This is a genomic window from Aliiroseovarius pelagivivens, from assembly GCF_900302485.1.
Classification (GTDB): domain Bacteria; phylum Pseudomonadota; class Alphaproteobacteria; order Rhodobacterales; family Rhodobacteraceae; genus Aliiroseovarius; species Aliiroseovarius pelagivivens.
On the sequence record NZ_OMOI01000001.1, the window covers coordinates 512,934 to 537,810 of the forward strand.

The 24,877-nt window shown below is 59.7% G+C and carries 24 protein-coding genes; 8 read left to right on the forward strand and 16 right to left on the reverse strand.

The genetic code is table 11. The features are described from left to right. The first annotated feature begins 53 nt into the window (after positions 1-53). Complete coding sequence (locus ALP8811_RS02485) at positions 54-959, forward strand: DMT family transporter (RefSeq protein WP_108855606.1); 906 nt, start codon at positions 54-56, stop codon at positions 957-959. A 63-nt stretch (positions 960-1,022) separates the two neighbouring features. Here ALP8811_RS02485 and ALP8811_RS02490 read toward each other — a convergent pair whose 3' ends face one another. The 7 genes from ALP8811_RS02490 to ALP8811_RS02520 form a co-directional block, all read right to left on the reverse strand. Then, a complete protein-coding gene (locus ALP8811_RS02490) occupies positions 1,023-3,227 on the reverse strand; it encodes a 3-hydroxyacyl-CoA dehydrogenase NAD-binding domain-containing protein (RefSeq protein WP_108855607.1) in 2,205 nt (734 codons plus the stop codon). 15 nt (positions 3,228-3,242) lie between these two features. Further along, positions 3,243-4,448, reverse strand: coding sequence for an acetyl-CoA C-acetyltransferase (locus tag ALP8811_RS02495; protein WP_108855608.1), 1,206 nt, complete (start codon positions 4,446-4,448; stop codon positions 3,243-3,245). A gap of 17 nt (positions 4,449-4,465) precedes the next feature. Next, entirely contained in the window at positions 4,466-5,101 is a 636-nt protein-coding gene (locus ALP8811_RS02500) for a glutathione S-transferase family protein (RefSeq protein ID WP_108855609.1), read from the reverse strand. 89 nt (positions 5,102-5,190) lie between these two features. Then, positions 5,191-6,966 carry an acyl-CoA dehydrogenase C-terminal domain-containing protein gene (locus tag ALP8811_RS02505; RefSeq protein ID WP_108855610.1) on the reverse strand — a complete coding sequence of 592 codons (1,776 nt, stop codon included), beginning with the start codon at positions 6,964-6,966 and terminating at the stop codon, positions 5,191-5,193. Between the two features lie 21 nt (positions 6,967-6,987). Further along, the gene (locus ALP8811_RS02510; protein ID WP_181363673.1) at positions 6,988-7,377 is read right to left on the reverse strand and encodes a MerR family transcriptional regulator; all 390 of its coding nucleotides are present in this window, start codon (positions 7,375-7,377) and stop codon (positions 6,988-6,990) included. A gap of 269 nt (positions 7,378-7,646) precedes the next feature. Beyond that, entirely contained in the window at positions 7,647-8,015 is a 369-nt protein-coding gene (locus tag ALP8811_RS02515; protein WP_108855612.1) for a MerR family transcriptional regulator, read from the reverse strand. Positions 8,016-8,145: 130 nt separating this feature from the next. After that, positions 8,146-9,270 carry a putative manganese transporter gene (locus ALP8811_RS02520; RefSeq protein ID WP_108855613.1) on the reverse strand — a complete coding sequence of 375 codons (1,125 nt, stop codon included), beginning with the start codon at positions 9,268-9,270 and terminating at the stop codon, positions 8,146-8,148. Between the two features lie 103 nt (positions 9,271-9,373). Between ALP8811_RS02520 and ALP8811_RS02525 the strand changes: the two genes are divergently transcribed. The 3 genes from ALP8811_RS02525 to ALP8811_RS02535 are packed head-to-tail and all read left to right on the forward strand — an operon-like array spanning position 9,374 to position 11,705. After that, complete coding sequence (locus ALP8811_RS02525) at positions 9,374-9,877, forward strand: PaaI family thioesterase (protein ID WP_245924524.1); 504 nt, start codon at positions 9,374-9,376, stop codon at positions 9,875-9,877. Continuing rightward, positions 9,874-10,389, forward strand: coding sequence for a PaaI family thioesterase (locus ALP8811_RS02530; RefSeq protein ID WP_108855614.1), 516 nt, complete (start codon positions 9,874-9,876; stop codon positions 10,387-10,389). Before ALP8811_RS02525 ends, ALP8811_RS02530 begins: the two co-directional genes overlap by 4 nt. After that, entirely contained in the window at positions 10,386-11,705 is a 1,320-nt protein-coding gene (locus tag ALP8811_RS02535) for an MATE family efflux transporter (RefSeq protein ID WP_108855615.1), read from the forward strand. Before ALP8811_RS02530 ends, ALP8811_RS02535 begins: the two co-directional genes overlap by 4 nt. Here the strand turns inward: ALP8811_RS02535 and arsC are convergent. Genes arsC through ALP8811_RS02550 form a run of 3 tightly spaced genes read right to left on the reverse strand, consistent with a single transcriptional unit; the run spans position 11,702 to position 13,439 of the window. After that, entirely contained in the window at positions 11,702-12,043 is a 342-nt protein-coding gene (arsC, locus tag ALP8811_RS02540) for an arsenate reductase (glutaredoxin) (protein WP_108855616.1), read from the reverse strand. The genes ALP8811_RS02535 and arsC overlap by 4 nt on opposite strands. Then, positions 12,040-13,104 carry a quinone-dependent dihydroorotate dehydrogenase gene (locus ALP8811_RS02545; RefSeq protein ID WP_108855617.1) on the reverse strand — a complete coding sequence of 355 codons (1,065 nt, stop codon included), beginning with the start codon at positions 13,102-13,104 and terminating at the stop codon, positions 12,040-12,042. Before ALP8811_RS02545 ends, arsC begins: the two co-directional genes overlap by 4 nt. Next, a complete protein-coding gene (locus ALP8811_RS02550) occupies positions 13,101-13,439 on the reverse strand; it encodes a DUF952 domain-containing protein (protein ID WP_108855618.1) in 339 nt (112 codons plus the stop codon). The genes ALP8811_RS02545 and ALP8811_RS02550 overlap by 4 nt, the downstream gene beginning before the upstream one ends. 182 nt (positions 13,440-13,621) lie before the next feature. Here ALP8811_RS02550 and ALP8811_RS02555 point away from each other — a divergent pair, with 182 nt between their 5' ends. Both ALP8811_RS02555 and ALP8811_RS02560 read left to right on the forward strand, forming a co-directional pair. Then, positions 13,622-15,178 carry a bifunctional metallophosphatase/5'-nucleotidase gene (locus ALP8811_RS02555; RefSeq protein ID WP_108855619.1) on the forward strand — a complete coding sequence of 519 codons (1,557 nt, stop codon included), beginning with the start codon at positions 13,622-13,624 and terminating at the stop codon, positions 15,176-15,178. An 81-nt stretch (positions 15,179-15,259) separates the two neighbouring features. After that, positions 15,260-15,565 (forward strand): DnaJ family domain-containing protein, encoded by a 306-nt coding sequence (locus ALP8811_RS02560; RefSeq protein ID WP_108857396.1) that lies wholly within the window; start codon positions 15,260-15,262, stop codon positions 15,563-15,565. On the opposite strand, the gene ALP8811_RS02565 is transcribed toward ALP8811_RS02560, so the two are convergent. Next, positions 15,559-16,188, reverse strand: coding sequence for a flavodoxin family protein (locus tag ALP8811_RS02565; protein ID WP_245924526.1), 630 nt, complete (start codon positions 16,186-16,188; stop codon positions 15,559-15,561). The two genes, ALP8811_RS02560 and ALP8811_RS02565, sit on opposite strands and share 7 nt — an antisense overlap. Before the next feature lie 23 nt (positions 16,189-16,211). Here ALP8811_RS02565 and ALP8811_RS02570 point away from each other — a divergent pair, with 23 nt between their 5' ends. Both ALP8811_RS02570 and ALP8811_RS02575 read left to right on the forward strand, forming a co-directional pair. Beyond that, entirely contained in the window at positions 16,212-17,639 is a 1,428-nt protein-coding gene (locus tag ALP8811_RS02570) for an amidase (protein WP_108855620.1), read from the forward strand. A 27-nt stretch (positions 17,640-17,666) separates the two neighbouring features. Next, entirely contained in the window at positions 17,667-19,193 is a 1,527-nt protein-coding gene (locus tag ALP8811_RS02575) for a malonate--CoA ligase (RefSeq protein WP_108855621.1), read from the forward strand. 92 nt (positions 19,194-19,285) lie between these two features. Here the strand turns inward: ALP8811_RS02575 and ALP8811_RS02580 are convergent, their stop codons facing one another. Genes ALP8811_RS02580 through ALP8811_RS02600 form a run of 5 tightly spaced genes read right to left on the reverse strand, consistent with a single transcriptional unit; the run spans position 19,286 to position 24,810 of the window. Next, positions 19,286-20,623, reverse strand: a complete 1,338-nt coding sequence (locus ALP8811_RS02580) for an NAD(P)/FAD-dependent oxidoreductase (RefSeq protein WP_108855622.1) — start codon at positions 20,621-20,623, stop codon at positions 19,286-19,288. Beyond that, positions 20,623-21,969 (reverse strand): glutamine synthetase family protein, encoded by a 1,347-nt coding sequence (locus ALP8811_RS02585; RefSeq protein WP_108855623.1) that lies wholly within the window; start codon positions 21,967-21,969, stop codon positions 20,623-20,625. The genes ALP8811_RS02580 and ALP8811_RS02585 overlap by 1 nt, the downstream gene beginning before the upstream one ends. Further along, positions 21,966-22,778, reverse strand: a complete 813-nt coding sequence (locus ALP8811_RS02590; protein ID WP_108855624.1) for an ABC transporter permease — start codon at positions 22,776-22,778, stop codon at positions 21,966-21,968. Before ALP8811_RS02590 ends, ALP8811_RS02585 begins: the two co-directional genes overlap by 4 nt. Continuing rightward, the gene (locus ALP8811_RS02595) at positions 22,775-23,665 is read right to left on the reverse strand and encodes an ABC transporter permease subunit (RefSeq protein ID WP_108857398.1); all 891 of its coding nucleotides are present in this window, start codon (positions 23,663-23,665) and stop codon (positions 22,775-22,777) included. Before ALP8811_RS02595 ends, ALP8811_RS02590 begins: the two co-directional genes overlap by 4 nt. Further along, positions 23,662-24,810: an ABC transporter ATP-binding protein gene (locus ALP8811_RS02600; RefSeq protein WP_108855625.1), complete on the reverse strand. Its 1,149-nt coding sequence runs from the start codon at positions 24,808-24,810 to the stop codon at positions 23,662-23,664. The genes ALP8811_RS02595 and ALP8811_RS02600 overlap by 4 nt, the downstream gene beginning before the upstream one ends. Positions 24,811-24,877: the final 67 nt, after the last annotated feature.

Here is a 24,877-nt window from a genome sequence, read left to right on the forward strand (position 1 = left end):
TGTACCCCCTGTGGTCAATGGCTCTGAGAGGCTTTTCGGATAAGGAAAACGACATGTCGGCAGACAGGCCATTGGCAGCGGCAGGATTTATCTTTGCCGCCATGTTCTTCCTGGGGTTCTTTGACAACCTTGTCCGACAGATCGCGCCCGAGCTTGGGCTGTGGCAGTTCCACTTGATGCGGACGGTGATGGCCTTTGGGCTGTTTGCGCTGATGTCTCTGTCGGACCGTGTTCGGTTGCGCCCGATTCGGGCGTGGGCGGTGATGGTGCGCGGAGGTCTGGCTGCCCTTGCGATGCTGTTTTACTTCGGCGGATTGGGCTTTCTGCCTGTGGGGCAGGTGGCCTCGGGGCTGTTCACAGCACCCATCTGGGTGATGCTGATCTCGGCCCTGTTCTTTGGAAAACCCATTGGGTTCACGCGGATGGGGGCGGCCCTTGTGGGCTTCGTCGGTGTGGTGATCGTACTGGACCCATTTAGCGAAGGCATCCGCCCTGCGGTCGTTGTCCCAATGGCGGCGGGGTTCTTCTATGCGTTGGGGGCCATCGCGACGCGCCAATGGTGCGAGGGGGAATCAGCGCTGTCCATGCTGGCGGCTTTCTTCCTGTGCTTGGGCGTGTTTGGTGCGATTGGCACGGTCATCATGACCGTCTGGCCGCACGAGGTTCCTTTGGGCGCGGATGGGTTCATCCTGCGCGGTGTCGTTTGGCCCAGCGGTTGGGCGCTGTTCATCACCTTCTTGCAAGCGATCGGTTCGATTTTAGGAGTCGGGCTGTTGTTCCGCGGCTATCAGTTGGGCGATCCGGCACAGGTGGCGATCTATGAATACTCGCTTCTGGGATTTGCGGCGGCGTGGAGCTTCGTCCTTTACGGCGACCGATTGGGCCCGAGCGCGGTTTTGGGCATGGTGCTGATCGTGGTGTCGGGCGTTGTCATCACGCTGCGGACACGCGAAAGCTAAGCGGATACACCACAGAAAAACGGCCCGGAATATCCGGGCCGTTTGATCGTTTGAGTGTTGGGATCAGGCGGCGTCTTGCGCACTGTCGAAGCGGCCATAGAACGTGTCGCCCTTGTCGGCCAGATCGCGCAGCAGAGCAGGCGTTGTGAAGCGCGCACCGTGAGCGTCGGTCAGGCTGTCGCAGATCTCGACCGCTTTGCCTGCGCCGATCATGTCCAGCCAGCTGAACGGACCGCCCGACCACGGGGCAAAGCCCCACGCCAGGATCGCACCCACATCACCTTCGCGGATGTCTTCCAACACGCCTTCCTCCAACGCGCGGACAGCTTCCAGAACCTGGCTCATCATCAGGCGATGCTTCACCTCGGTCAGATCAGGCTGATCGTCCGCCAGCGGGAACTTGTCGCCAAGACCTTCCCACAGACCGGTTCGTTTGCCCTTTTCGTCGTAGTTATAGAAGCCTGCGTTCGACTTGCGGCCCAGTCGACCTTCGTCCGCCATCCAGAAGATGATGTCGTCGACGGCTGCGTCAGGATAATCGTCACCCATGGCCGCTTTCGTGGCCTTGGCGATCTTCACACCCAGATCGATCGAGGTCTCATCGACCAGTTGCAGCGGTCCCACCGGGAAGCCCAGAAGTTTCGCAGCGCCTTCAACCAGAGCAGGCGATACGCCTTCACCAACCATGCGCATGCCTTCGTTGATGTAAGGAATGATGCAGCGGTTGCAGTAGAAGAAACGCGCGTCGTTCACCACGATCGGCGTCTTGCGGATCTGGCGCACATAGTCGAGCGCCTTGGCCACGGCACGGCCGCCGGTTTCTTTGCCTTTGATGATCTCGACCAGCATCATGCGTTCAACCGGCGAGAAGAAGTGGATGCCGATGAACTGGTCGGGGCGTTCAGACGCCTTTGCCAGTTCGGTGATCGGCAGGGTCGAGGTGTTGGTGGCATAGATGCAATCGGGGCCAACTACGGCCTCGACCTTCTTGGTCATCTCGGCTTTGACGCCAACATCTTCAAAGACCGCTTCGATGATCAGGTCAGCACCTTTCAGTGCTTCCAGATCGGTTGTCGCGGTGATCGCTGACAGCACGGCCTCTTTCTTCTCGGGCGTGGCTTTCTTGCGGGCGATGCCTTTGTCCAGATAGCCTTCCGAGTACGCCTTGCCGCGATCGGCAGCCTCTTGCGTCTGGTCGATCAGAACAACTTCCATACCGGCCATGGCGGACACCAACGCGATGCCAGCGCCCATCATGCCTGCACCCAGAACGCCGACCTTCTTGACCGACTGGTCATCGACGTCCTTGGGACGTACGGCGCCTTTTTCCAAGGCCTGCTTGTTGATGAAGAGCGAGCGGATCATCGCGCTTGAGGACGGGTTCATCAGCACGTTCACGAACCAGCGGCATTCCACGCGCAGGGCGTCGTCGAACGGCACCATTGCGCCTTCATAGACTGCTGCCAGAAGCGCCTTCGCTGCGGGGTAAACGCCGTTGGTCTTGCCGTGGATCATCGCGGCCGCACCCACGAAGGTCTGGAAGCCAGCCGGGTGATAGGGGGCGCCACCGGGCATTTTATAGCCCTTGGCATCCCACGGTTTCACGATGTCCGCGTCGGTCGCGTTCAGTACCCACTCTTTCGCGCGGGCTTGCAGTTCGTCTGCGGGAACAACGTCGTCGATCAGGCCAGCGGCTTTCGCTTTGGCCGGGGCCACGGTCTTGCCTTCCAACAGGAACGGTGCTGCTGCCATCGCCCCCATTTTGCGCGCAAGGCGCGTGGTGCCGCCTGCGCCCGGGAAAATGCCCACAAGTATTTCCGGCAGGCCGATCTTGGCCTTAGGATTGTCTGCCGCGATGATGCGGTGACAGGCCAGCGGGATTTCCAGACCGATGCCCATGGCGATGCCGGGCAAGGCGGCGACGATCGGTTTGCCGCCTTTGTTGGTCTTGGGGTCCATGCCGGCGCGCTCGATTTTGCGCAGACCGTGGTGCATCGACATGATGCCGTCGAACAAGCCCTGAGCGGGGTTGTCGCCAGCGCTTTCTTTCATTTTCGCGATGACATTCAGGTCCATGCCGCCGGCAAAATCTTTTTTACCCGAGGTGATGATTACGCCTTTCACGGCGTCGTCTGCCAAAGCGGTGTCGACATGGGCGTCCAGCTCTTGCATGCCCTCCATCGACAGAACGTTCATCGACTTGCCGGGCACGTCCCAGCAAATTGTGGCGACGCCATCGGCGTCAACGGAATAGTTGAAATCAGCCATTGTTACGTCTTCCTCTTACACGCGTTCCAGAATGGTGGCAGCACCCATGCCCGAGCCGATGCAGAGCGTGGCCAGACCGGTTTCTTTATCCGTGCGCTCCATTTCGTCCAGCAGAGCGCTGAGGATCATGGCGCCAGTGCCGCCCAGCGGGTGGCCCATGGCAATCGCGCCGCCGTTGACGTTCACCTTGTTGGTGTCGGCGTCAAAGGCTTGGATGAAGCGCAGCACGACAGATGCGAAGGCTTCGTTGACTTCGAACAGGTCGATGTCGCTGATGCTCATCCCGGCGGCTTGCAGCACACGTTCGGTTGCAGGAACCGGACCGGTCAGCATGATGGTCGGATCGGTGCCCACTTTCGAGGTCGCCTTGATGCGCGCACGCGGCTTGATGCCGTGACGCTCGCCGAACTCTTTGTTGCCAATCAGGATGGCCGCAGAACCATCTGCGATGCCGGACGAGTTACCAGCGTGGTGCACGTGGTTGATGCGCTCAAGATGCGGGTATTTCAGCAGAGCCACTGCATCGAAACCGGGCATGGCTTCGCCCATCACCTTGAAGGACGGGTTCAGGCCGCCCAGTGTCTGCATGGTGGTTTCGCGGATCATCTCGTCTTCGGCCATGACGGTCAGGCCGTTTTGATCGGTCACAGGGATGATCGACTTGAAACGACCGTCGGCACGGGCCGCAGCAGCGCGTTTCTGGCTTTCGACGGCATAGGCGTCGCAGTCATCGCGGCTGAAACCATACTCGGTCGCAATGATGTCGGCCGAGATGCCTTGCGGCACGAAATAGGCTTTCATGGCCAGATGCGGGTCTGCGGCAATCGCGCCGCCATCCATGCCCATCGGCACGCGGCTCATGCTTTCCACACCACCAGCGATGTAAGCGTCACCAGCACCACCGCGCACTTGGTTGGCGGCCATGTTCACAGCTTCCAGACCCGAGGCGCAGAACCGGTTGATGGACACACCCGGAATGCGTTCGTCCAGATCGGAATACAGCACAGCCGAGCGCGCAAGGCAGGCCCCTTGTTCGCCCACTTGGGTCACGTTGCCCCAGATCACGTCTTCGACGGCGTGACCGTCCAGATTGTTGCGGGTTTTCAGCGCGTTCAGCGCGACAGCGGATAGGCGCACCGAGGTCATCTCGTGCAGGGTGCCGTCTTTTTTGCCTTTGCCACGCGGGGTGCGCACGGCGTCATAGATATAGGCGTCGTTCATCGTTGATCCTTTCGAAATCATGCGCGGTCGGCGGGCGATCCGGGCATCAGGTCATAGGGGTGTTTCCAGCCAGGCGTCTCGGAAATGCGAGTTAGCCAAGCGTCAATTGCGGGCCATTCGGCGCGGTCGAAGCCGAAGGGTTCAGGGTAGAAAAGGTAACCACAGCACGAGATGTCAGCGATGGTAAGCTGATCACCGACCAGCCAGTCGCGGGTCGAAAGCTCGGCTTCCAGCGTTTTGTAAGCGCCCTTCAGGCGGCCTTGGTTGAAGGCGATCACCTCGGCTGGGCGTTTGTCTTCGGGCAGGAAATTCATCAGGAAACGGGTCACGCCAGCCATCGAGGACATTTTGTGGTTGTCCCAAAACTGCCAGCGCAAGATCTCGCGGCGTTCGGCCGCGCTGCGCCCGCCCAACTTGCCGGATTTCGACGAGATGTAATCCTGCATGACGCCGGATTGCGTCATGGTGATGTCACCATCCACCATGACCGGGACTTCTCCCATCGGGTTGAGGGCACGGAATTCTGGGCTGCGGGTTTCGCCACCGAAGAAATCAACAAAGACCGGTTCCCATTCCAGCCCGGACAGTTCCAGTGCCAAGGCGGCCTTATAGGCGTTTCCACTTTCTCCGAAGCAGTAAAGTTTGATGGTCATGGCGGCCTCCCCGGCGCTTTGTTGTTTTGACCTGTGCGCCCGTGGCTAAGATAGCTTGGGGCGCACAGAATTGTATCAGCGGGTCGAGGTCAGAACCGGTCTGCCTCCAGCGCCATTACCGTGTCCGCGCCGCTTTCGATGCGTGCAAGATGCATCGACGTGGCGGGCAGGCGGCGTGCCATATAGTAGCGCGCGGTGGTCAGTTTGGTCTCATAGAACGTCGCGTCGCCTTCTCCGGTTGCCAGTGCGTCCAGTGCCGCACGGGCCTGACGGGCCCACATGAAGCCAAGGCAGACATGACCAAAGAGGTGCATGAAGTCATACGATCCGGACAGTGCGTTGTTGGGATTCTTCGCGGCAGATTGCATGAAATACATCGCCGACGCCTGCAGGTGCTTAGACGCGGTTTTCAGCGGTTCGATGAAATCGGTCATCGCCTCGTCTTCGCTCTGGTCCTTGCAGTAGTCCTTGATCATCTCGAAGAACGCCATAATCGGCTTACCACCATCGGCAGCCAGTTTACGGCCCACAAGGTCCAGCGCCTGAACGCCGTTGGCACCTTCATAGATTTGGGTGATGCGGGCATCGCGGGTGAACTGGCTCATGCCGTGTTCTTCGATATAGCCGTGGCCGCCATAAACCTGCTGTGCCAGCACAGTCATGTCGTAACCCTGATCGGTTAGGAAACCTTTCAGAACCGGGGTCATCAGGCTGATCAGCCCATCGGCGTCCTTGTCCTCGGAACGATGCGCTTGGTCGATCAGCTGTGCGCCCCACAGAAGGAACGCCCGCGCGCCTTCACAGAAGCTTTTCTGATCCATCAGCGAGCGGCGAATGTCCGGGTGCACGATCAGCGGATCGGCAGGGCCGTCGGGGTTCTTGGTGCCCGTCACGTCGCGCCCCTGCAGGCGGTCCTTGGCATAGATCACGGCGTTCTGATACGCGGCTTCCGCCTGTGCCAGACCTTGCATGGCTACGCCCAGACGCGCTTCGTTCATCATTGTGAACATGGCGCGCATGCCCTTGTGCATGTCACCCAGCAAGAAGCCCGTCGCCTCGTCATAGTTCATGACACAGGTCGAGTTTCCGTGGATGCCCATCTTCTTCTCGATATTGCCAACCGATACGCCGTTGCGCGACCCGACCGAGCCGTCGTCGTTCACGTTGAACTTCGGTACGATGAACAGAGACACGCCCTTGATGCCCTCGGGGCCGCCAGGGATCTTCGCCAACACAAGGTGAATGACGTTGTCCGACATGTCGTGGTCACCAGCCGAGATAAAGATCTTCTGGCCCGAAACTTTGTACGAGCCATCGTCCTGCGGTTCGGCTTTGGTGCGCATGAGACCCAGATCGGTGCCGCAATGCGGTTCCGTCAGGTTCATGGTGCCGGTCCATTCGCAGCTGACCATCTTGGGCAGATAGGTCGCCTTCTGTTCGTCCGTGCCATGCGCCAAAATAGCCGAGGCCGCCCCGTGGGTCAGACCCTGATACATGGTGAAGGCTTGGTTCGCGGCGGAAAACATTTCACCCACTGCAGTACCCAGCAGAACCGGCATGTTCTGGCCGCCGAATTCTTCAGGCATATCCAGACCAGTCCAGCCGCCTTCTTTCATCTGCTCGAATGCGCCTTTGAAGCCGGTGGGCGTGTAGACGACGCCGTTCTCAAGCCGACAGCCTTCCTGATCGCCCACGACATTCAGCGGGGTCAGTACCTCGCTTGCGACCTTGCCAGCTTCTTCCAGCACAGCGCTGGTAAAGTCACGTTCAAGGTCGGCATAACCGGGAATGTCCGATTGATCGGCCTTCAGCACATCGTGCAGTAGGAAGGCCATGTCTTGCGTGGGCGCGATATAGCTTGGCATGTCGAGCGTCCTTTGTCTGGTTTAACTGTCTTCGTCGAAAGAGGCGATTGTCTTTTCCGCCCATCCAATTTGTTCAGTCAGATCAGAGATTGCGTCGTCCAGTTCGTCACGCTTCTGCTTAAGGCCCTCAAGGTGCCGTCGAGCGGCTTCTGTACTGCGAACCAGCTGCGTTTGCTGCTGATCGCCCATGTCGTACATATCCAAAAGCTGGCGGATCTCCTCCAGAGCAAAGCCAAAGCGCTTGCCGCGCAGGATCAATTTCAGGCGCGCGCGGTCACGTTTGGTGAACAGGCGCTTCTGGCCTTCCCGGATCGGGGAAAGCAGCTCCTTGGCTTCGTAAAAGCGTAGCGTTCGTGCGGTGACGTCGAACGCATCGCACATCTGGCGGATGGTCATAAGGTCGTCGGTCATTTGATACTCCATTCCTTTCCGACGCTGGTCGATGATCTAACCAGGTCTATCTACTATATAAGTTGACGTTTACGTAAATGTAACGTGACGTCGCGTCTTTTCTTGTCGTTGCGTAAGGCCTGATTTTAAACGAGATACGCAAAGGGCTGATTTTCAATCGAAAATCAGTTTCCCTAGGGGCATGTGTTTTTTTGGGTTTTTGCGCCGGGCATTACCCTAGAGGAAGATATGGCCCTGTTCGCCGAGGCGAATCTCTTTTCTGGCAGAGATCAGCCGAGCCCGTCAGCCACGTCATCACGCAGTTTCTGAAGGTCCGTGATGCTTTCGGTCAGCTCTTCGTACTGAGACCGCAGGGCAGAAAGCTGTCGATCCGCCAGCTCGATCCAAGCGCGGTTTTGCGCTTCGGTGCCTTTCTCATCATAGATCAACAACCATTGGCGCAGCTCTTCCAGCGAAAACCCAAAGCGACGGCCACGTAGAATCAAGGTCATCCGGGCAACTTCGCGCGGAGTATAGAATCGCGACCGGCCTTCCTTTTCGGGGGTCAGCAGCTCGATATACTCGTAATAGCGCAAGGTTCGTGGGGTGACATCGAACTTCGCGCACATTTCTTTGAATGTCAGGCGTTCGTCAGACATCGCGTTTCCCTTTGTTGATCCTTGGTCAACCGTAAAGGACTGCGCGGGATGGTGCAATTCAGTAGAAGCACTCGGTTGACGGGCAAATTCACGATTGTCGGGCGGGGCGAAAGGGTGGCCACAAAGGGCGTCAGTTCATAAAGCCCGGTGCAAGGATGTAGAAGGTATAGGCAATGATTACGGCTGGGATGGTCGAGTATAGCGTCGCTACAATCGCAGCCTTCGGATTCAGCGCAATCGCGGGGAACAGGGCATCGCCATCATTCGACACTGCGTTACCCATCAGTGCTGCAAAAGGGATGATGCCGTTCAGATACAGAGTTGTGACCAGAACCTGCGGACCACAGCCGGGGATTAGACCCACGAGGACCCCGAGCAGGGGCAGAAGTGGTGCAACTGACTGAAACAGAAGTTCCAGATCCAGACCGCCGAACTCGGCCACATAGTCATAGGCCAGATAGGCACCAATCACCCAGACCGAGATAAAGCTGGTTTCCTCGGCCATACGAGTCAGCGGACTGTCCTTGGCGTTGGTCATGGCCGAGACCTTCGACGTCGCCCAGATGCTTAGGCCAAGGAAGGTGCCAACCAAAGCGATCCACATGATGGGCAGGCCGAAGATATGCCCGACCTCGATCTGCGCCAGTTGAAGGGCGCCGACATAGAGGCCCGGAATGGCCAAAAGCAGATAAGCCACGTCCTGAGGGCGGGTCTTGCCGATCAGCGGGGCAAGTTCGCAACTGGCCAGTGTCGAGGCGCGATATTCTACTGTGTGGAAACGATCTACGATCCAGCCTGATAGAACACCGATTGCAAGCGACAACGGCAGTACAACTGCGGCTGCATCCGGACGTGTTGCCAATAGAAGAAAGGCCGCGTCGCCCATGGTGGCCGTCAAAGTGGCGACCACCGCACCGAAACCCACATGGCCAGAGCTATAGGCGGCGACAACAACTACGGCACCACCGCAACCCGGCGTCGAACCCAGCAATGCAGCCAGTGGAACCTGTGCACCTTTCGCGTTCGACAGGACCTCGCCGATATCAAACTTGAACAGCCGTTCGGCCCCGTAGAACAGAAGTAACGTAGCGGCAACAAAGACCGAGACCTGCACATAGGCGTCGGTCATCAATTCGCGGGTCAGCGCGCCCAGATGGCCCGGCGCAATGGCAAGTGACGCCATGATGGCCAGCACCAGAAGGCGCTTGGGGCGTCGTACACCGAAGGGCGTGGCGATAGTTGTGGCGTCTGTCATGTCGCTACTTTTAATTGCGAATAATTCTTAATTGCGAAACTAGGGGCTGGACGCGTGAATTGCAAGGGCCAATAAAAGACGTGAAAGCAAAAGGATATTGCCAATGATCAAAGGCATGACAGCCGAACAGAAGGCCGAGCTTGCGCGGAAGTTCACCGAGGCTATCCCGCATTGCAAAGCGCTGGGTATGGTTCTGGAAAAGCTCGAGGACGGCGAAGCAATCATGTCCATGCCGTATGATGAAAGGCTGATCGGGGATCCGCGTACGGGCGTAATTCATGGCGGCGCGGTGTCAGCGCTGTTGGATACGTGCTGTGGGTCGGCAGTGATGAGCCACCCCAAAGCTCCGGCGATCACGGCGACGATTGATTTGCGCATCGACTATATGCGCCCTGCAACCCCGGGCCATAGAATCACAGCCAAGGCGACCTGTTACCACGTCACGCGTTCGGTCGCGTTTGTACGTGCAGTCGCGTTGGACGAGGACGAGGGCCGCCCGGTTGCGACTGCCTCGGGGGCGTTTACCGCCGATGGCGACCCCAAGCGCCGCTCGACCGAGATTTCCAATGACATCACCGATGATGTCAGCGAAGGAGGTGCCGCATGAGCTTGCCCCCAAACCATAAACGCCCCGAACCGGTCGAGGTCGTGAAGCAACGCCGCGATGCCGCCCTGTCCGGTCTGGTGGACGGTGTTCCCTACGTTCAGTTCCTTGGCATTCAGGTCGAACGCCACGGGGACGAGCTGACGGCCATCTTGCCGTTTGATGACAAGCTTATCGGCAACCCGATGTTGCCTGCGATCCACGGCGGCGTGACTGCTGCGTTTTTGGAAACGGCTGCGGTGATCCAACTTAGCTGGTCCACCCTGTGGGAGGACATGGAAAGCGGCGCCTTTGACCCCTCGACGCTAAGCCCGGACAACATGCCCTATCTGCCCAAGACGATTGATTTCTCGATCGACTATCTGCGCTCGGGCCTGCCGCGCGATGCTTATGCGCGTGCGCGCGTTGTGCGACAGGGGCGGCGCTATGCGTCTGTCCACGTTGAGGCGTGGCAAGACAGACGCGAGAAGCTTTATGCACAGGCGACCGGCCACTTCCTGATGCCCGGCTCGTGAACCGCCAAGAACTGACACATCGGCGTGTTCTGGCGGTTGCTGGGCCGATTGTCCTGTCCAATGTGACGGTGCCCATTCTGGGGCTCGTGGACACCGGTGTGATCGGCCAACTGGGCGACGCCGTGCCGATCGGAGCCGTCGGCATCGGCGCGGTGATCTTGTCCACATTCTTCTGGATCTTCGGCTTTCTGCGGATGGGCACGACCGGCCTGACCGCGCAGGCCCATGGAGCCGGACGGCAGGGCGAGGTCGCGGCAATGCTGACCCGCGCCCTTTTGATCGCGCTCGTTGCGGGTGTTGCTTTGGTCGCCTTGCAAGGACCACTTTTCTGGGCGGCGTTTCAGGTGGCCCCGGCCTCGGATGAGGTTGAAACGCTGGCCCGCGACTACCTCGCCATCCGGATTTGGGGCGCACCCTTTGCAATCTCGGTCTATGCGTTTACCGGCTGGCTAATCGCGCTCGAGCGCGCGCGGTCGGTGCTGGTTTTGCAAGTCGTCATGAACGGCGTGAATATCGGGCTGGACCTGTGGTTCGTGCTCGGGCTGGATCTGGGGGTCGCGGGCGTAGCGGTTGCCACGCTCTTGGCGGAGTTCTCGGGCGCGGCGCTGGGCCTGTGGCTGTGCCGCGACATCTTCCGCAACCCGGCGTGGCGCGACCGCGCGCGGGTGTTGGATGGGCCGACCTTGAAGAATATGGCCGTGGTGAACACCGACATCCTGCTGCGCTCGCTCTTCATCATGGCGATTTTCACCAGCTTCACTTTCTACAGCTCAGGCCTGTCAGACACCGAGCTCGCCGCCAATCAGGTGCTCATGCAATTCCTGCACGTGACGGCTTACGCGATGGATGGGTTCGCCTTCGGCGCCGAGGCCTTCGTGGGCCAAGCGCTGGGCGCACGGAATCGCGTTGCCGTCAGGCGCGCGTCCGTGATGAGCAGTCTTTGGGGCGCCAGCATTTCCTGTGCCTTGGCACTGGGCTTTTTGCTGGTTGGCGGTTGGGGCATTGATGTGATGACCACTGCGCCGGATGTGCGGCAGGTCGCGCGGGATTTCCTGCCCTATATGGTGCTGGCCCCGCTTTTGGGTTGGCCTGCCTGGATGCTGGACGGGATTTTCATCGGGGCCACACGGACAAGCGACATGCGTAACATGATGATCCTGTCCGCTGCGGTCTATTTCGCGGCGGTGTATGCCTTGATGCCTGCACTGGGCAATCACGGGCTGTGGGTCGCGCTGCTGATTTCATTCGTGGCACGAGGGGCAACGCTTGGCCTGCGATACCCCGCGCTTGAGCGGTCCGCCGCCGTAGAGCGTTAGAGAATTTCCAGTACGCTTTCCGGAGGCCGTCCGATCCGCGCCTTCCCATCTTTCAACACGATGGGGCGTTCGATCAGGATCGGATGTGACAGCATGGCGGCAATCAAGTCATCGTCGGGCGTGTCAGCGGACAGGCCAAGTTCCTTAAAGACCTTCTCGCCCTTGCGCATGATGTCGATTGGCGCAGCTTTCAATGCGGTCAGAGCGGCCCGCAATTCAGCCTCACTGGGCGCGTCGTCCAAATAACGGCGCACAGCCACGGCCGCGTCGTGCTCTTCCAGAAGGGCGAGTGTCTGTCGTGATTTCGAACAGCGGGGATTGTGCCAAATCTCGGTCATAGCCACGCCTCGCGTCCGGTCCCGACGGCATCTGCAACACTGTTGAACCCGTCACGTTCCAGCCGTTCATCAATCCCGCGCGCAATGTCTTCCACAAGGCTGATGCCCTTATACGCCAACGAGGAGTACAGCTGCACAACCGACGCACCGGCAAGGATCTTTTGGTACGCATCCTCGGCGGATGCGATGCCGCCCACGCCGATCAATGGCATTTGGCCATCCGTCAATTTCGACAGACGCGCCAAGACGCGCGTGGACTTTTCGAACAATGGTGGGCCGGATAGCCCGCCAGCTTCGTCCTTATGTGCACTTTTCAAACCTTCGCGTGACAAAGTGGTGTTGGTGGCAATCACCGCGTCCACTTTCACTTCTTGCGCGACACCGGCCACTTCGGCCAGCTCCTCATCCGTCAGATCGGGCGCGATCTTCAGGAAGATGGGGGTGAATTTGTCGTGTTCTTTGCGCGCATCCAGCACACCTTGCAACAGCCCACGCAACGCATCCGCTCCCTGCAGATCTCGCAGCTTTTCGGTGTTGGGTGAGCTGACGTTGACCGTGACGAAGTCGACATACGGTCCACAGCAGTTGAACACTTTCACATAGTCTGCGGCGCGATCGTCGCTGTCCTTGTTGGCTCCGAGGTTCAGACCAACGGGTACAGGACGCCCGCGCGAACGGCGGGTCAGGCGGGCAGCGGCGGCCTCCATTCCTTCGTTGTTGAACCCGAAGCGATTGATCACCGCCTGATCTTCAGTCAGGCGAAACAGGCGCGGCTTGGGGTTGCCTGGTTGCGGGCGCGGGGTGACTGCGCCCACTTCAACAAAGCCAAAGCCGGCTTGTGTCAGAGCGTCCACCACGGTGGCATTCTTGTCATAACCAGCGGCCAGACCAACCGGATTGGTCATCTCCATCCCACAAAAGGTGGTCTTCAAGCGATCCGAGGTCACAATGCCCGGCATCGGCACCACGCCAGCCTTCATCGCCATCAAGGCCAACGTGTGCGAGCGTTCAGGGTCTACTTTATGCAACGCCTTCAGCGCGAGTTTTTCGATCAAGTTCATGCCAAATCCTCGGGAAAGACATGGCCGTCCGGGCCAAGCGGGATGTCGCGATTCCACAGGGCTTCGGACATCATCAGTTCGCGGTAGAGATGCGGGAACAAAGCACCGCCGCGCGATGCCTCCCATTTTAGCATCGTGCCCATGGCGTCGGCCTCGAACGCAACCAGAACCAGCCCTTCTTCGTCTGCAAAATGCTTGGCGGCCGTTTCGCGCACCTGTTTCGCAGTGGAAAAATGGATGAACCCGTCCTGCACATCAATCGGTGCGCCGGTGGTCTTTCCTGCCATTTTGAAGGCTTGCCACTCGGCAGCCCGAAGTATCTTGTAAATCTGCATGGTTCTCATGTGCCGCTTTGGTCTCTGTGCGTCAAGTCACGTTGGTAAACGCGATCAATCGTCGGGCAGATTGGTCATCTTCCCGTTACGTCAATCGGGCACCAATCACTCGACTTTTGACAAGGCGGGCCGACTCACGCCACGCTCATGTCAAAACAACAAGACATTAGGGAGACTTAGTCATGACTAGATTTTTAACAACGGCGGCGGCACTTGCGCTGACCACCGGCACCGCGATGGCGGATTATTCGCTGACCGTTTTACACACAAACGACTTTCACGCCCGTTTCGAGCCGATCAGCAAATATGACAGCGGATGCTCGGCGGAAGACAACACCGAGGGCAAGTGCTTTGGCGGCTCGGCCCGTCTGCAAACCGCGATCGAGGAAGCGCGTTCGCGCACCAACAACGCGATCCTTGTCGACGGCGGTGACCAGTTCCAGGGCACGCTGTTCTATACCTATTACAAGGGCAAGCTTGCCGCTGAGATGATGAACCAGATGGGCTATGACGCGATGACCGTGGGCAACCACGAGTTTGACGATGGCCCGGAAGTGCTGCGCGGCTTCATGGATGCCGTGAACTTCCCGGTGCTGATGTCGAACGCAGATGTCTCGGGCGAGCCTTTGCTGGCTGGCAAGCTGGCGAAGTCCACCGTGATCGAGCGTGGCGGCGAAAAGCTGGGCCTAATCGGCCTGACACCGCAAGACACGGACGAGCTGGCCAGCCCCGGTGACAACATCGTCTTCACCGATCCAGTTGATGCGGTGCAGGGTGAAGTCGACAAACTGACCGAGATGGGCGTGAACAAGATCATCGTGCTCAGCCACTCTGGCTATGGGGTGGACCAGAAGGTTGCCGCAGGCACCACAGGTGTCGACATCATCGTGGGCGGCCATACCAACACGCTGCTGTCCAATTCGAACGAACGTGCGGAAGGCCCGTATCCGACCATGGTTGGTTCGACGGCGATTGTCTCGGCCTATGCGTACGGCAAGTTCCTGGGCGAGCTGAACGTGACTTTCGACGATGATGGCAACATCACCGAAGCCAAGGGCGAGCCTCTGATCATGGACGGTGGTGTGCACGAGCATGAAGCCACCAAAGCGCGCATCGCTGAAGCCGCAGCGCCGCTGGAAGAAATCCGTCAGCGCGTGGTTGCCAATACTGCCGAGGCGATTGATGGCGAACGCGGCTCGTGCCGTGCGATGGAATGCGCCATGGGCAACATCATCGCTGACGCGATGCTGGATCGTGTGAAGGATCAAGGCATCGAGATCGCAATCCAGAACGGCGGCGGTATCCGTGCGTCGATTGATGCGGGCGATGTCACCATGGGCGAAGTGCTGACCGTGCTTCCGTTCCAGAACACGCTGTCCACCTTCCAGGTAACTGGCGAGACGATCATTGCAGCGCTTGAAAACGGCGTTAGCCAGCACGAGGAAGGCGCAGGTCGCTTCCCTCAGGTTGCAGGTATGACCTATGCGTTTGATGTATCGAAGCCAGCGGGCGAGCGGGTGTCTGACGTCATGGTCGGCGGTGCACCGATTGATCCGGCCAAGATGTACGGCGTTGTGTCCAACAACTACGTGCGCAATGGCGGAGACGGCTACAAAATGTTCCGCGACGCGCAGAACGCCTATGACTATGGTCCCGACCTGGCGGATGTAACCGCCGAGTACATGGCCAAAATGGGTCCGGTAAAGCCGATGCTTGATGGGCGTATTATGCAAAAATAAGGGAGTCTAACCCTTTGAAAGCCTCCGACGGGAAACCGCCGGGGGCTTTTTCGTTTCATGAAGGCGCGTTATGATGTGCGCATGGACCATCCGCTTTTTGACCTCATCGAACAGAAAATCCGTGCCGCGGAAGAGGCTGGCGACTTCGATAACCTCGAAGGCGCCGGTAAGCCGCTGCCCAAGGTGGATGACCCCGAGAACGCAGTGTTCAATCGGCTGGTGCAGGAAAGTGGTGCCGTGCCCGAGTTTGTGCGTCTGACACGAGAACTAAAGCGGCTGCGCGAGGAACTGGCAGAAACCGGTGATCGCACCCGGCGCACAGACATCATGAAAGAAATGTCGATGATGGACGCGCAGATCGAACTGGCGCGCAAGGGCCGCTATTGAGCATTCCAGCGTTGGGTTGCCGCTAAAACGCGAAGGCCAAACCGGCGCGCAGTCTCAAGATCCTCAGACAGCAGATCCTCGTCTGCACCCAGTTGTTCGGTCACCATCAGACCCAGCCAGCTTCCGTCGCGGTTCAGGCCGGGATGGTCAGGCTTCACCGGTGCGCCAATGTCTGTGGGGCCAACCCAGATCATGCCCATCTGGGCGGCGAAGATCGACAGACGTTGCAGCGCGGCCAGCTTGTCTCCGGACGGGTGAATGGCGGTGGTGAATCCGGCGCCAATCTTGTCTTTCCAAAGGCCGTGTTCCCATCGGGTGTCGATCTGTTCCAGAAACAGGCTGAATCGCGCCGCGGCGGATCCCATATAGGTGGGCGCGCCGAAGATGATGGCATCGGCCTGATCCAGCGCCTGCCAGTCAGCATCGCTCAGGGATTCCACATCCAGCAGTCGGGCCTCGTCGCCGATGGCCTTGGCGATGGTTTCCGCGATGCGTTTTGTATGTCCGAACCCGGAAAAATAGGGGATGCAAATGCCAAGCTTTTTCATGCTGCCACTCTGCTGCGAAACGGCGATCACTCCAAGCGAAATCGTCTCTTCCCACCGCGCGTTGGCTGTGGTCATCTGATCGGGCGGAGGAGCATGACATGACCACATTCACCGGACCCGAGATTTGCAAACTGGAAGCGCACAAGGTTGTGGCGCTGCTGCGCAAGGGCGATATATCGTCAGAAGAGTTGATCGATGCGTCCGTGGCGCGGTTGGCGCAGGTCGAGCCGGACGTGAACGCCGTACCTGTGGTCTGCGCAGATCGGGCGCGGGCGGCCGCCAAGACGTTGGATGGGGATCCGGATCACCCAGGATGGCTGGCGGGACTTCCCATTGGGATCAAGGATCTGACCCCCGTGGCTGACGTGCGTACGACCTTTGGGACCAAGGCGTTGGCAGACAATATCCCGAAAGAGAGTGACCCGATCGTCACGCGGCTTGAGGCGCACGGTGGTGTGGTCATGGGCAAGACCAACACGCCCGAATTCGGGGCCGGCGCCAATACGTTTAACGACGTGTTTGGGGCGACATTGAACCCGTGGAACACACGGATGAACGCGGGCGGTTCATCGGGAGGCGCCGCCGTGTCTCTTGCCACGGGATCACTGTGGCTGAGCCATGGTTCGGACCATGGGGGAAGCCTGCGCACACCCGCCGCGTATTGCGGGATTGTGGGGCTGCGGCCCAGCATGGGGCTGTGCGCTTCGGCGTCCGTGACTGGGTTCATCGGCGAAGGCGTTCAGGGGCCGATGGCACGCTCTGTCACAGATTGTGCGCTGTTTCTGGATGCAATGGCCGGTTTCGAACCCCGCGCGCCGCTGTCGTTCCCTGCGCCCGAGACGCCCTATCAAGAGGCGGTCAAACGCGCCGACACGAAGCTGCGCATTGGGTTCGCCCCCGATCTTGGTGGTTTCGCCCCGGTGGACACAGATATGGCGGAGTATCTGCAGCGCGCCATGACCGCGATGGAGGGCGCTGGCGCTACGGTCGAGGAAGCTTGCCCGGACCTGACTGATCTGGAACGCACCTATCATGTGATCCGGGGTGGCATGTGGGCGGCGAACTTCATTAAAGCCCCTAAAAACCTGACCCAGCATTTCAAGCCGACACTGGCCGAGAACCTGTCCTTTGGACTGTCACTGACCGCTGAAGATATCGCGAAGGCGCAGCTGTCGCGCTCGTTGATCTACGACAATATGCGTGGCTTCCTTGATCGCTATGACGTGCTGGCCTGCCCGGTGGTCGGCAACATGCCCCATCCGCAATCCGAGGAATGGGTGCGTGAGGTCGGCGGTCAAACCCTGACGGGCTACATGGACTGGCTGAGCTTTGCCTTCTTGGCGACCGTGGCGGGGCTGCCCGCGATCTCGGTGCCTGTGGGTCTGTCGGATGACGGGATGCCGGTCGGGATTCAGCTGATTGGCCCCCCGCGTGGCGAGGCCAAGCTTCTGGCCGCAGCCCGTGCGGTTGAAATGGTGATGGGTGGGCCACTTGGTCCGATTGACCCGGTCACCTCCAAAAGCTAAGCCCAAGGCGATTTCAGGAGAGCCGACATGTACGACCAGAACCACCTTGCCCACGCCATTTCTCGCGCCTCGGATGGGCGTCACGACGCCACTTTCCTTAAGGATGGGCGCACGGGAAAAGTGACCAGCTATGGTGATTTCTGGGCCAATGCTGAACGCATGGCAGCGGCTTTGGTGGCACTGGGCGTCGCGCCGGGGGATCGTGTGGCTGTGCAGGCCCCGAAAGAGCCCGCGATGCTGGAGCTTTACGTGGGCACGGTGCTGGCAGGTGGCGTGTTCTTACCGCTGAACACGGCCTATACGCCGGACGAGGTGGCCTATTTTCTCGGTGATGCCGCCCCACGCGTGTTCGTGTGTGAGCCGGGCAAGCTGGACGCTCTGACGCCCGTGGCAGAAGACGCGCAGGTGGCGCATGTGCTTTCGCTTGGCGCAGGAGAGACGGGGACGCTCGTCCCCGCTCGTGACGCGCAGAAGCCGGGGTTTGACGCCGTGGCGCGTGAGGCGCTGGACTTGGCCGCGATCCTCTATACCTCTGGCACCACCGGGCGATCCAAGGGTGCAATGCTGACCCACAGGGCGCTGGCGTCGAACAGCGAAACCCTGCGGGACTACTGGCGCTTCACCGACAAGGATGTGTTGATCCACGCGCTGCCGATTTTCCACACTCACGGGCTGTTTGTGGCGACCAATGTGACCCTGATGGCAGGCGGGGCGGCGGTCTTCCTGCCGGGCTTCGATGCTGAAGCGATCATTGATGCGATGCCGAATGCGACCGCGCTGATGGGCGTGCCGACCTTCTATACGCGCCTCCTGAAAGACGACCGTCTGGCCGAGGCGTCCAAGGGGATGCGGCTCTTCGTGTCCGGATCCGCGCCGCTTCTGGCCGAGACCCATGATCGCTGGTGTGAGGTCACGGGCCACGCAATTCTTGAGCGCTATGGCATGACCGAGACCAACATGAACACGTCGAACCCATATGACGGCGAGCGCCGTGCCGGCACGGTTGGCTTCCCGCTGCCCGGCGTCGAGGTGAAGGTGTGTGATCCGGTGTCCGGCGCTACGCTATCCGATGGGGAAATTGGTGTGCTGGAAGTGCGAGGGAATAACGTCTTTGCGGGCTATTGGCAGATGCCGGAAAAGACCGCCGAAGAGCTGCGCGCCGATGGATGGTTCATCACCGGTGACTTGGCGATGATCGACCCGGATGGCTATGTGACCATCGTTGGGCGGGGCAAGGACCTGATCATCACCGGCGGGTTCAACGTCTACCCGAAAGAGGTCGAAGGCGTAATCGACGAGCTTCCCGGCGTGTTGGAAAGCGCCGTGATCGCCGTGCCGCATGAGGATTTCGGCGAGGCTGTCGTGGCTGTTGTCGTGGCACAAGACCGAGCATCGCTAGACGAGGCCACATTGAAAACGGGCTTGGCTGAAAGCTTGGCCAAATTTAAGCAGCCCAAGCGGATCGTCGTGGTGGATGAATTGCCACGCAACACGATGGGCAAGGTGCAGAAGAATGTCATGCGTGACACCTATGCGGATCTGTTGAAGGGGTAGGGGCGCTGCCCCTTGCGGCGTTGCCGCTCACCCCGAGATATCTTTGACAAGAAAAAGAGGATGCCCGGCCCCGAGCCGAACGCGCAGGAGCGTTATCTGGGCGGCGGACCGTCTTTCAGCCGGTAGCCCACAAAGGCCGCGTGCAGATAGTTGCGTCTTAGGGCCGGGAACGGGAAGCGTGGCAGGGGGCGTGTGTGCACGGGCAGCTCGGTTGTCCGGCTAAGTGCCATGTCGGCCAGTCGCGCGCCGGTCCATGTTCCCATGGCGACGCCATTGCCGTGAAAGTTCAGACCGGCCCAGGCGGAAGTGGTGTTTCCGATCGGTCCGGCATAGGGCAGCAGGTCTTGCGACAGGCTGATGAGGCCCGACCAGAAATGCGGGGTCTCGATATCTCGCCAGGCCGGGAACATGGCGGCAAGGTGTTGTTTCATCCGTGCGCGCATCGCGGCCTGACCCTCGGCGCTGGCGCCGACATTACCGCGCGCGCCGAACAGGAACCGTCCGTCTGGCAGCAATCGGAAATAATGCAGAAGGTTGCGGCTGTCATAGGCCATCAGGTCGGTGCTCCAGCCCTGTGCCGCGATCTCGTCTTGGGTGAGTTTGCGGGTCACAAGGATGTTGGACTGCACCGGCAAATAGCGCCCGGTCAGCCAGTCAGGCACGCCGTCCGAGGAATAGCCATTGGTGGCGATGATCAGCTTCTTCGCGGTGATCCGGGCCGTTGGCGTCGTCAGGACGTGCTGGGAATCACCGTGGTCAATATGGGTGACGGGGCTGTTGGCTGACAGGGTTGCCCCGGCTGCTTGGGCGGCGCGGGCCAAACCACTGACATAGCGCCCGGGGTTTAGAGCAAATCCCAAGGGCAGGACCAACCCGCCATGAAACGCGCCGTTCATGCCGCGGCTCTTCAGGTTTTCCGCGGGGATCAGTTCGGCCGGGTGGCCCAGCTCGGCCCATTCTGATTGCTCGGCGCGCAGGTCGGTCATGGCGCGGGGCGTATGGGCCAGAACAAGCTCGCCGTCCGAGTGGGTTTCGGCGTCGATCTTGTGGCGCTCCAACAGCTCGGCCACCAGTTCGACCGCAGCTTTCTGGGCTGAGAAATACGCCCGTGTGGCATCGTCACCAAAGCGCTTTCGTATGCCGCTTAGCCCCAGTTTGTCGCCGCCGATCGTGCAAAACCCGCCATTGCGGCCAGACGCGCCCCAGCCGGGAGCTATGGCGTCAAGAACCACCACTTCGGCCCCGGATTCAGCGAGGTGAAGTGCCGCCGAAAGCCCGGTGAAGCCGCCGCCAATGACCGCGACTCCAACCTGATGATCACCTGCAAGCGCGGGCCAATCACCTTCGGGACGCGGCCAAATGCATTCGGCACGCGCGGCGTCGGAATAGGCGTAGTCCTCGTAGATGCGTCTGGGTGCTTTGGGGGGCATCAGAGACGTCCGAGGTAGGTTCGATACTCCACATGGGTGATTTCATGGGTAAGCTGCGCGATCTCGTCCCGGCGTATGGCGGCATAGACATCCACATAACGCTGACCGAAGATTTCGACTGCTACGTCTGAAGCCGCGAACCGCTCGACCGTCTGGAACCAGTCGGCCGACAGGGTTTCTGCCGGTTCAGCACCCGCATCGTCCAAAGGCAGGGGCAGGGCGGGTTTGGTGTTCAGCCCGTGCAACATGCCGCCAAGGATCGCGGTGATCACCAGATAGGGGTTCACATCGGCGCCTGCGATGCGATGCTCCAGACGTGCACCCGGTCCTTTGGTTTCGGGCAGACGCACCCCAGCGGCGCGGTTGTCAAATCCCCAATCGGGGGCCGAAGGCGCGAAGCTTAGCGGTTTGAAGCGACGGTAAGAGTTCATATGCGGGGCAAAGATTGCCTGCAGGTCACGCATCGTGTCCAGCGTCCCGCCCACCGCGTGTGTCAGCGCATCTGACGGACCATCCGTGCCATCGTCAAACACGTTCTTCCCGTCACGATCCACGACTGAGGCATGCACGTGCATTCCGTTGCCGGGGAAGTCGGCATAGGGTTTGGCCATGAAAGTGGCTTCCATCCCATGCGTCCGGGCCACCCCACGCACAAGACGTTTGAACAGCAGTGCGGTGTCAGCCGCCCACATCACATCGTCAGTGTGGTGGAAGTTGATCTCAAACTGGCCGGGGCCGTATTCGGCGATCAACGTGTCTGTGGCCAGTCCCTGAAGCTCGGACGCTTTCAGAATGTCGTCCAGAATGTCCTGCGTGCGTTCCAGCACCTCAAGGTCATAGTTCTGCGCATCCGGGCTGCGATCGGGCGGCGTCGGAGCTGCGTCTTGCTCGGTGCGGGGTTTGAACAGGTAGAACTCAAGCTCAGTCGCCAACACGGGATGAAGCCCTGCGTTGTGCAGCTTGTCGACCATACGCACAAGCTGCTGGCGCGAGGACAGGTCCGAAATCTCGCCGGTGTCGGGGTCAATCATTTCGACCTGCACCTGCGCGACGTTGCCTTTGGCCCATGGCACCGGTTTCAGCGATCCCGCAACGGGGACGATGCGCCCGTCGGGGTCGCCGACGATGATACCCAGCCCGGTTGCCTCGACCTCTTCACCCATGATGTTGGGCGCGTAGGTCGACAGCGGCAGGCGCACAGCGCCGTCGGCCAGTTTCTTTTCATCGTCACCCGGCAACCATTTGCCGCGCAACACCGCGTTGGCGTCGCACAGCATCAGCTCGACCCGGTCAGGACGCCCATGGGTTTTGCAATAGGTTGCGTATTCTTCCAGAAAGTCGCTCACTGGATGGCCTCCTGTTCGTCCTTCGCGCGTTTCGCGATGGACCGTTTCGAGCTGAGGGATGCCCCAATCACGCCGACCGCTACAAGGGCAATCATGATTGTGGACAGGGCGTTAATCTCGGGGCTGACGCCCAGACGCACGGCCGAGAAGATCTTGATTGGCAGCGTGGTCGAGCTTGGGCCCGATGTGAAGCTGGCGATCACAAGGTCATCCAGCGACAGGGTGAAGGCCAGAAGCCAGCCCGAGATCACAGCAGGCGCGATGATCGGCAGGGTGACAAGGCGGAAGGCCTCGAACCCCGTACAGCCAAGGTCTAATGCAGCCTCTTCCAACGACTGATCGAAGGTCACAAGGCGTGACGACACCACGACCGAAACATAGCACATCGAAAAGGTCGTGTGCGCCAAGACGATGGTCAGCACGCCGCGATCTAGACCGATGGCGATGAACAGTAGCAACAGCGACAGGCCGGTGATTACCTCGGGCATTACCAGCGGCGCATAGATCATGCCGCTAAACAGAGTGCGTCCGGGGAAGCGGCCTGCGCGAACCATGACATAGGCTGCCATCGTGCCCAGCACAGTCGCCACGGTCGATGACATCACCGCCACCTTCACGGTGACCCAAGCGGCATCAAGGAACGCTTCATTGCGGAACAGTTCCCCATACCATTTGGTCGAGAATCCCGTCCAAACTGTGACCAATTTGCCGCCGTTGAAGGAGTAGATGATCAGGATGATCATCGGGATGTAGAGGAAGGCAAACCCAAGGGTCAGCGATACGGTATTGAACCAACTTAGACGTCTCATTTGCCGGCCTCCCTTTGTTTTTCCTCGTTGCGCTGGAACAGCACGATCGGGATGATGAGGATCAGCAGCAGGATCACGGCCACGGCAGACGCCACTGGCCAGTCGCGGTTCGAGAAGAACTCTTCCCACAGAACTTTACCGATCATCAGGGTCTTCGATCCGCCCAGAAGCGACGGGATCACGAATTCGCCCATGGCAGGGATGAACACAAGGAACGACCCCGCGATAATACCCTGTTTCGCCAAGGGAAGCGTGACCAGCCAGAACGCGGTCATGCGCGAGCAGCCAAGGTCTTCGGCGGCCTCCAAAAGGCTTTCGTCAAGACGCTCTAGCGCCGAGTAAATGGGCAGCACCATGAAGGGCAGATAGGTGTAAACGATGCCGATGTAGACGGCGGTGTTGGTGTTCAGGATGGTCAGCGGTTCACTGATCAGACCGATATTCATCAACAGTTGGTTCAGAAGTCCTTCCTGACTCAGGATCGCCTTCCACGCATAGACGCGGATCAGGAACGAAGTCCAGAAGGGTAGGATGATCATCATCATCAGGGTGGGGCGCCATTCATCGGGCGCGCGGCTCATGCCATAGGCGATGGGGAACCCGACCAGCAGCGCAAGGATCGTCGACAGGGTCGCGATCTTCAGGCTCGACAAATAGGCCTTCCAGTACAGATCGTCCTGCGTGAGCCATGTGAAGTTCTCGATGTCTAGCTTGGACCACCAATCCCGGAACCCGGCCCAGCCTTCGGACAGGTCGAGCGTCGGTGTGTAGGGCGGGATGGCCAGAGCCGTATCTGACAAGCTGATCTTCAACACGATCAGGAATGGCACCAAAAACAGCGCCAATAGCCAGAAATAGGGGACCGAAATCAGGCTGAAGCGTTTCATGACGTCAACACCACGCCAGCGGTGTCCGTGAAGGACAGCCATACTTCCTGTTCCCAAGTGATCGCACGGCGGCGGATGCGGCGGGTGTTTGCCGCCTGCGCCTTGATGTGTTCCCCTGTCGGGATTTCGATCACATAGGTGGACATGTTGCCCAGATAGGCGATGTCCAGCACTTTGCCGCGGATTGCGTTGGTGACGCCTTCGGGCTTCTCGACCGAAATTGCGACTTTCTCGGGGCGGACGGCAAGCGTTGCGCTGGTCCCGACCGGGATTTCAGTATGGGCAATACCGACCAGATCCTGCTGGCCTTCGGCCCAGCTGATCGAGGCATGGTCGTCGCCGGATTTGGTGACGTTGCCTTTAATCAGGTTCACGTCGCCGATGAAGTCAGCAACATAGATCGAACCGGGCTCTTCATAGATTTTCGCAGGTGTATCGACCTGAATGATCTTGCCGTGATCCATCACGGCGATGCGGCTGGCGACGGTCATCGCCTCTTCCTGATCGTGGGTCACGATCACAAAGGTGGTGCCGGTCTGTTCCTGAATGTCCATCAGTTCAAACTGCGTGTCCTGACGCAGTTTTTTATCAAGCGCGCCAAGGGGTTCGTCCAGCAGCAAAAGCTTCGGTGCTTTCGCTAGCGAGCGCGCCAGCGCCACACGCTGCCGCTGACCACCCGAGATCTGGTGCGGCTTGCGGTTGGCAAACTTGTCCAGTTGCACAAGGTTCAGCATCTCGTCGACGCGTGCCGCAATCTGGTCCTTCGGCAGCTTGTCGCGCTTCAGGCCAAAAGCGATGTTTTCGGCAACCGACAGGTGCGGGAACAGCGCATAGCTTTGGAACATCATGTTCACCGCGCGCTTGTTTGGCGGGATTGGCCCCACGTCCTGACCGTCGATCAGAATGGTGCCCTCGGTCTGGGTCTCGAAGCCGCCCAACATCCGCATCATCGTTGTCTTGCCACAACCCGATGGGCCGAGCAGAGCGAAGAATTCTTTTTCGTAGATGTCGATGGTCAGATCGTCGATCGCCGTGAAGTCACCAAAGCGCTTGGTGACGTTCTGGAAGCGGATCAACGGGGTGGCCTGGGGATCTTCCCAGGGGACAAAATCGGCAAGAGCCGTTGCAGTGGCGGCGTCGGACATGATGAACCTCGGGAAAAAAAGGAACTCCCCCTGGATGCGAACATGCCAGGGGGAGCGGGAGAGTGGG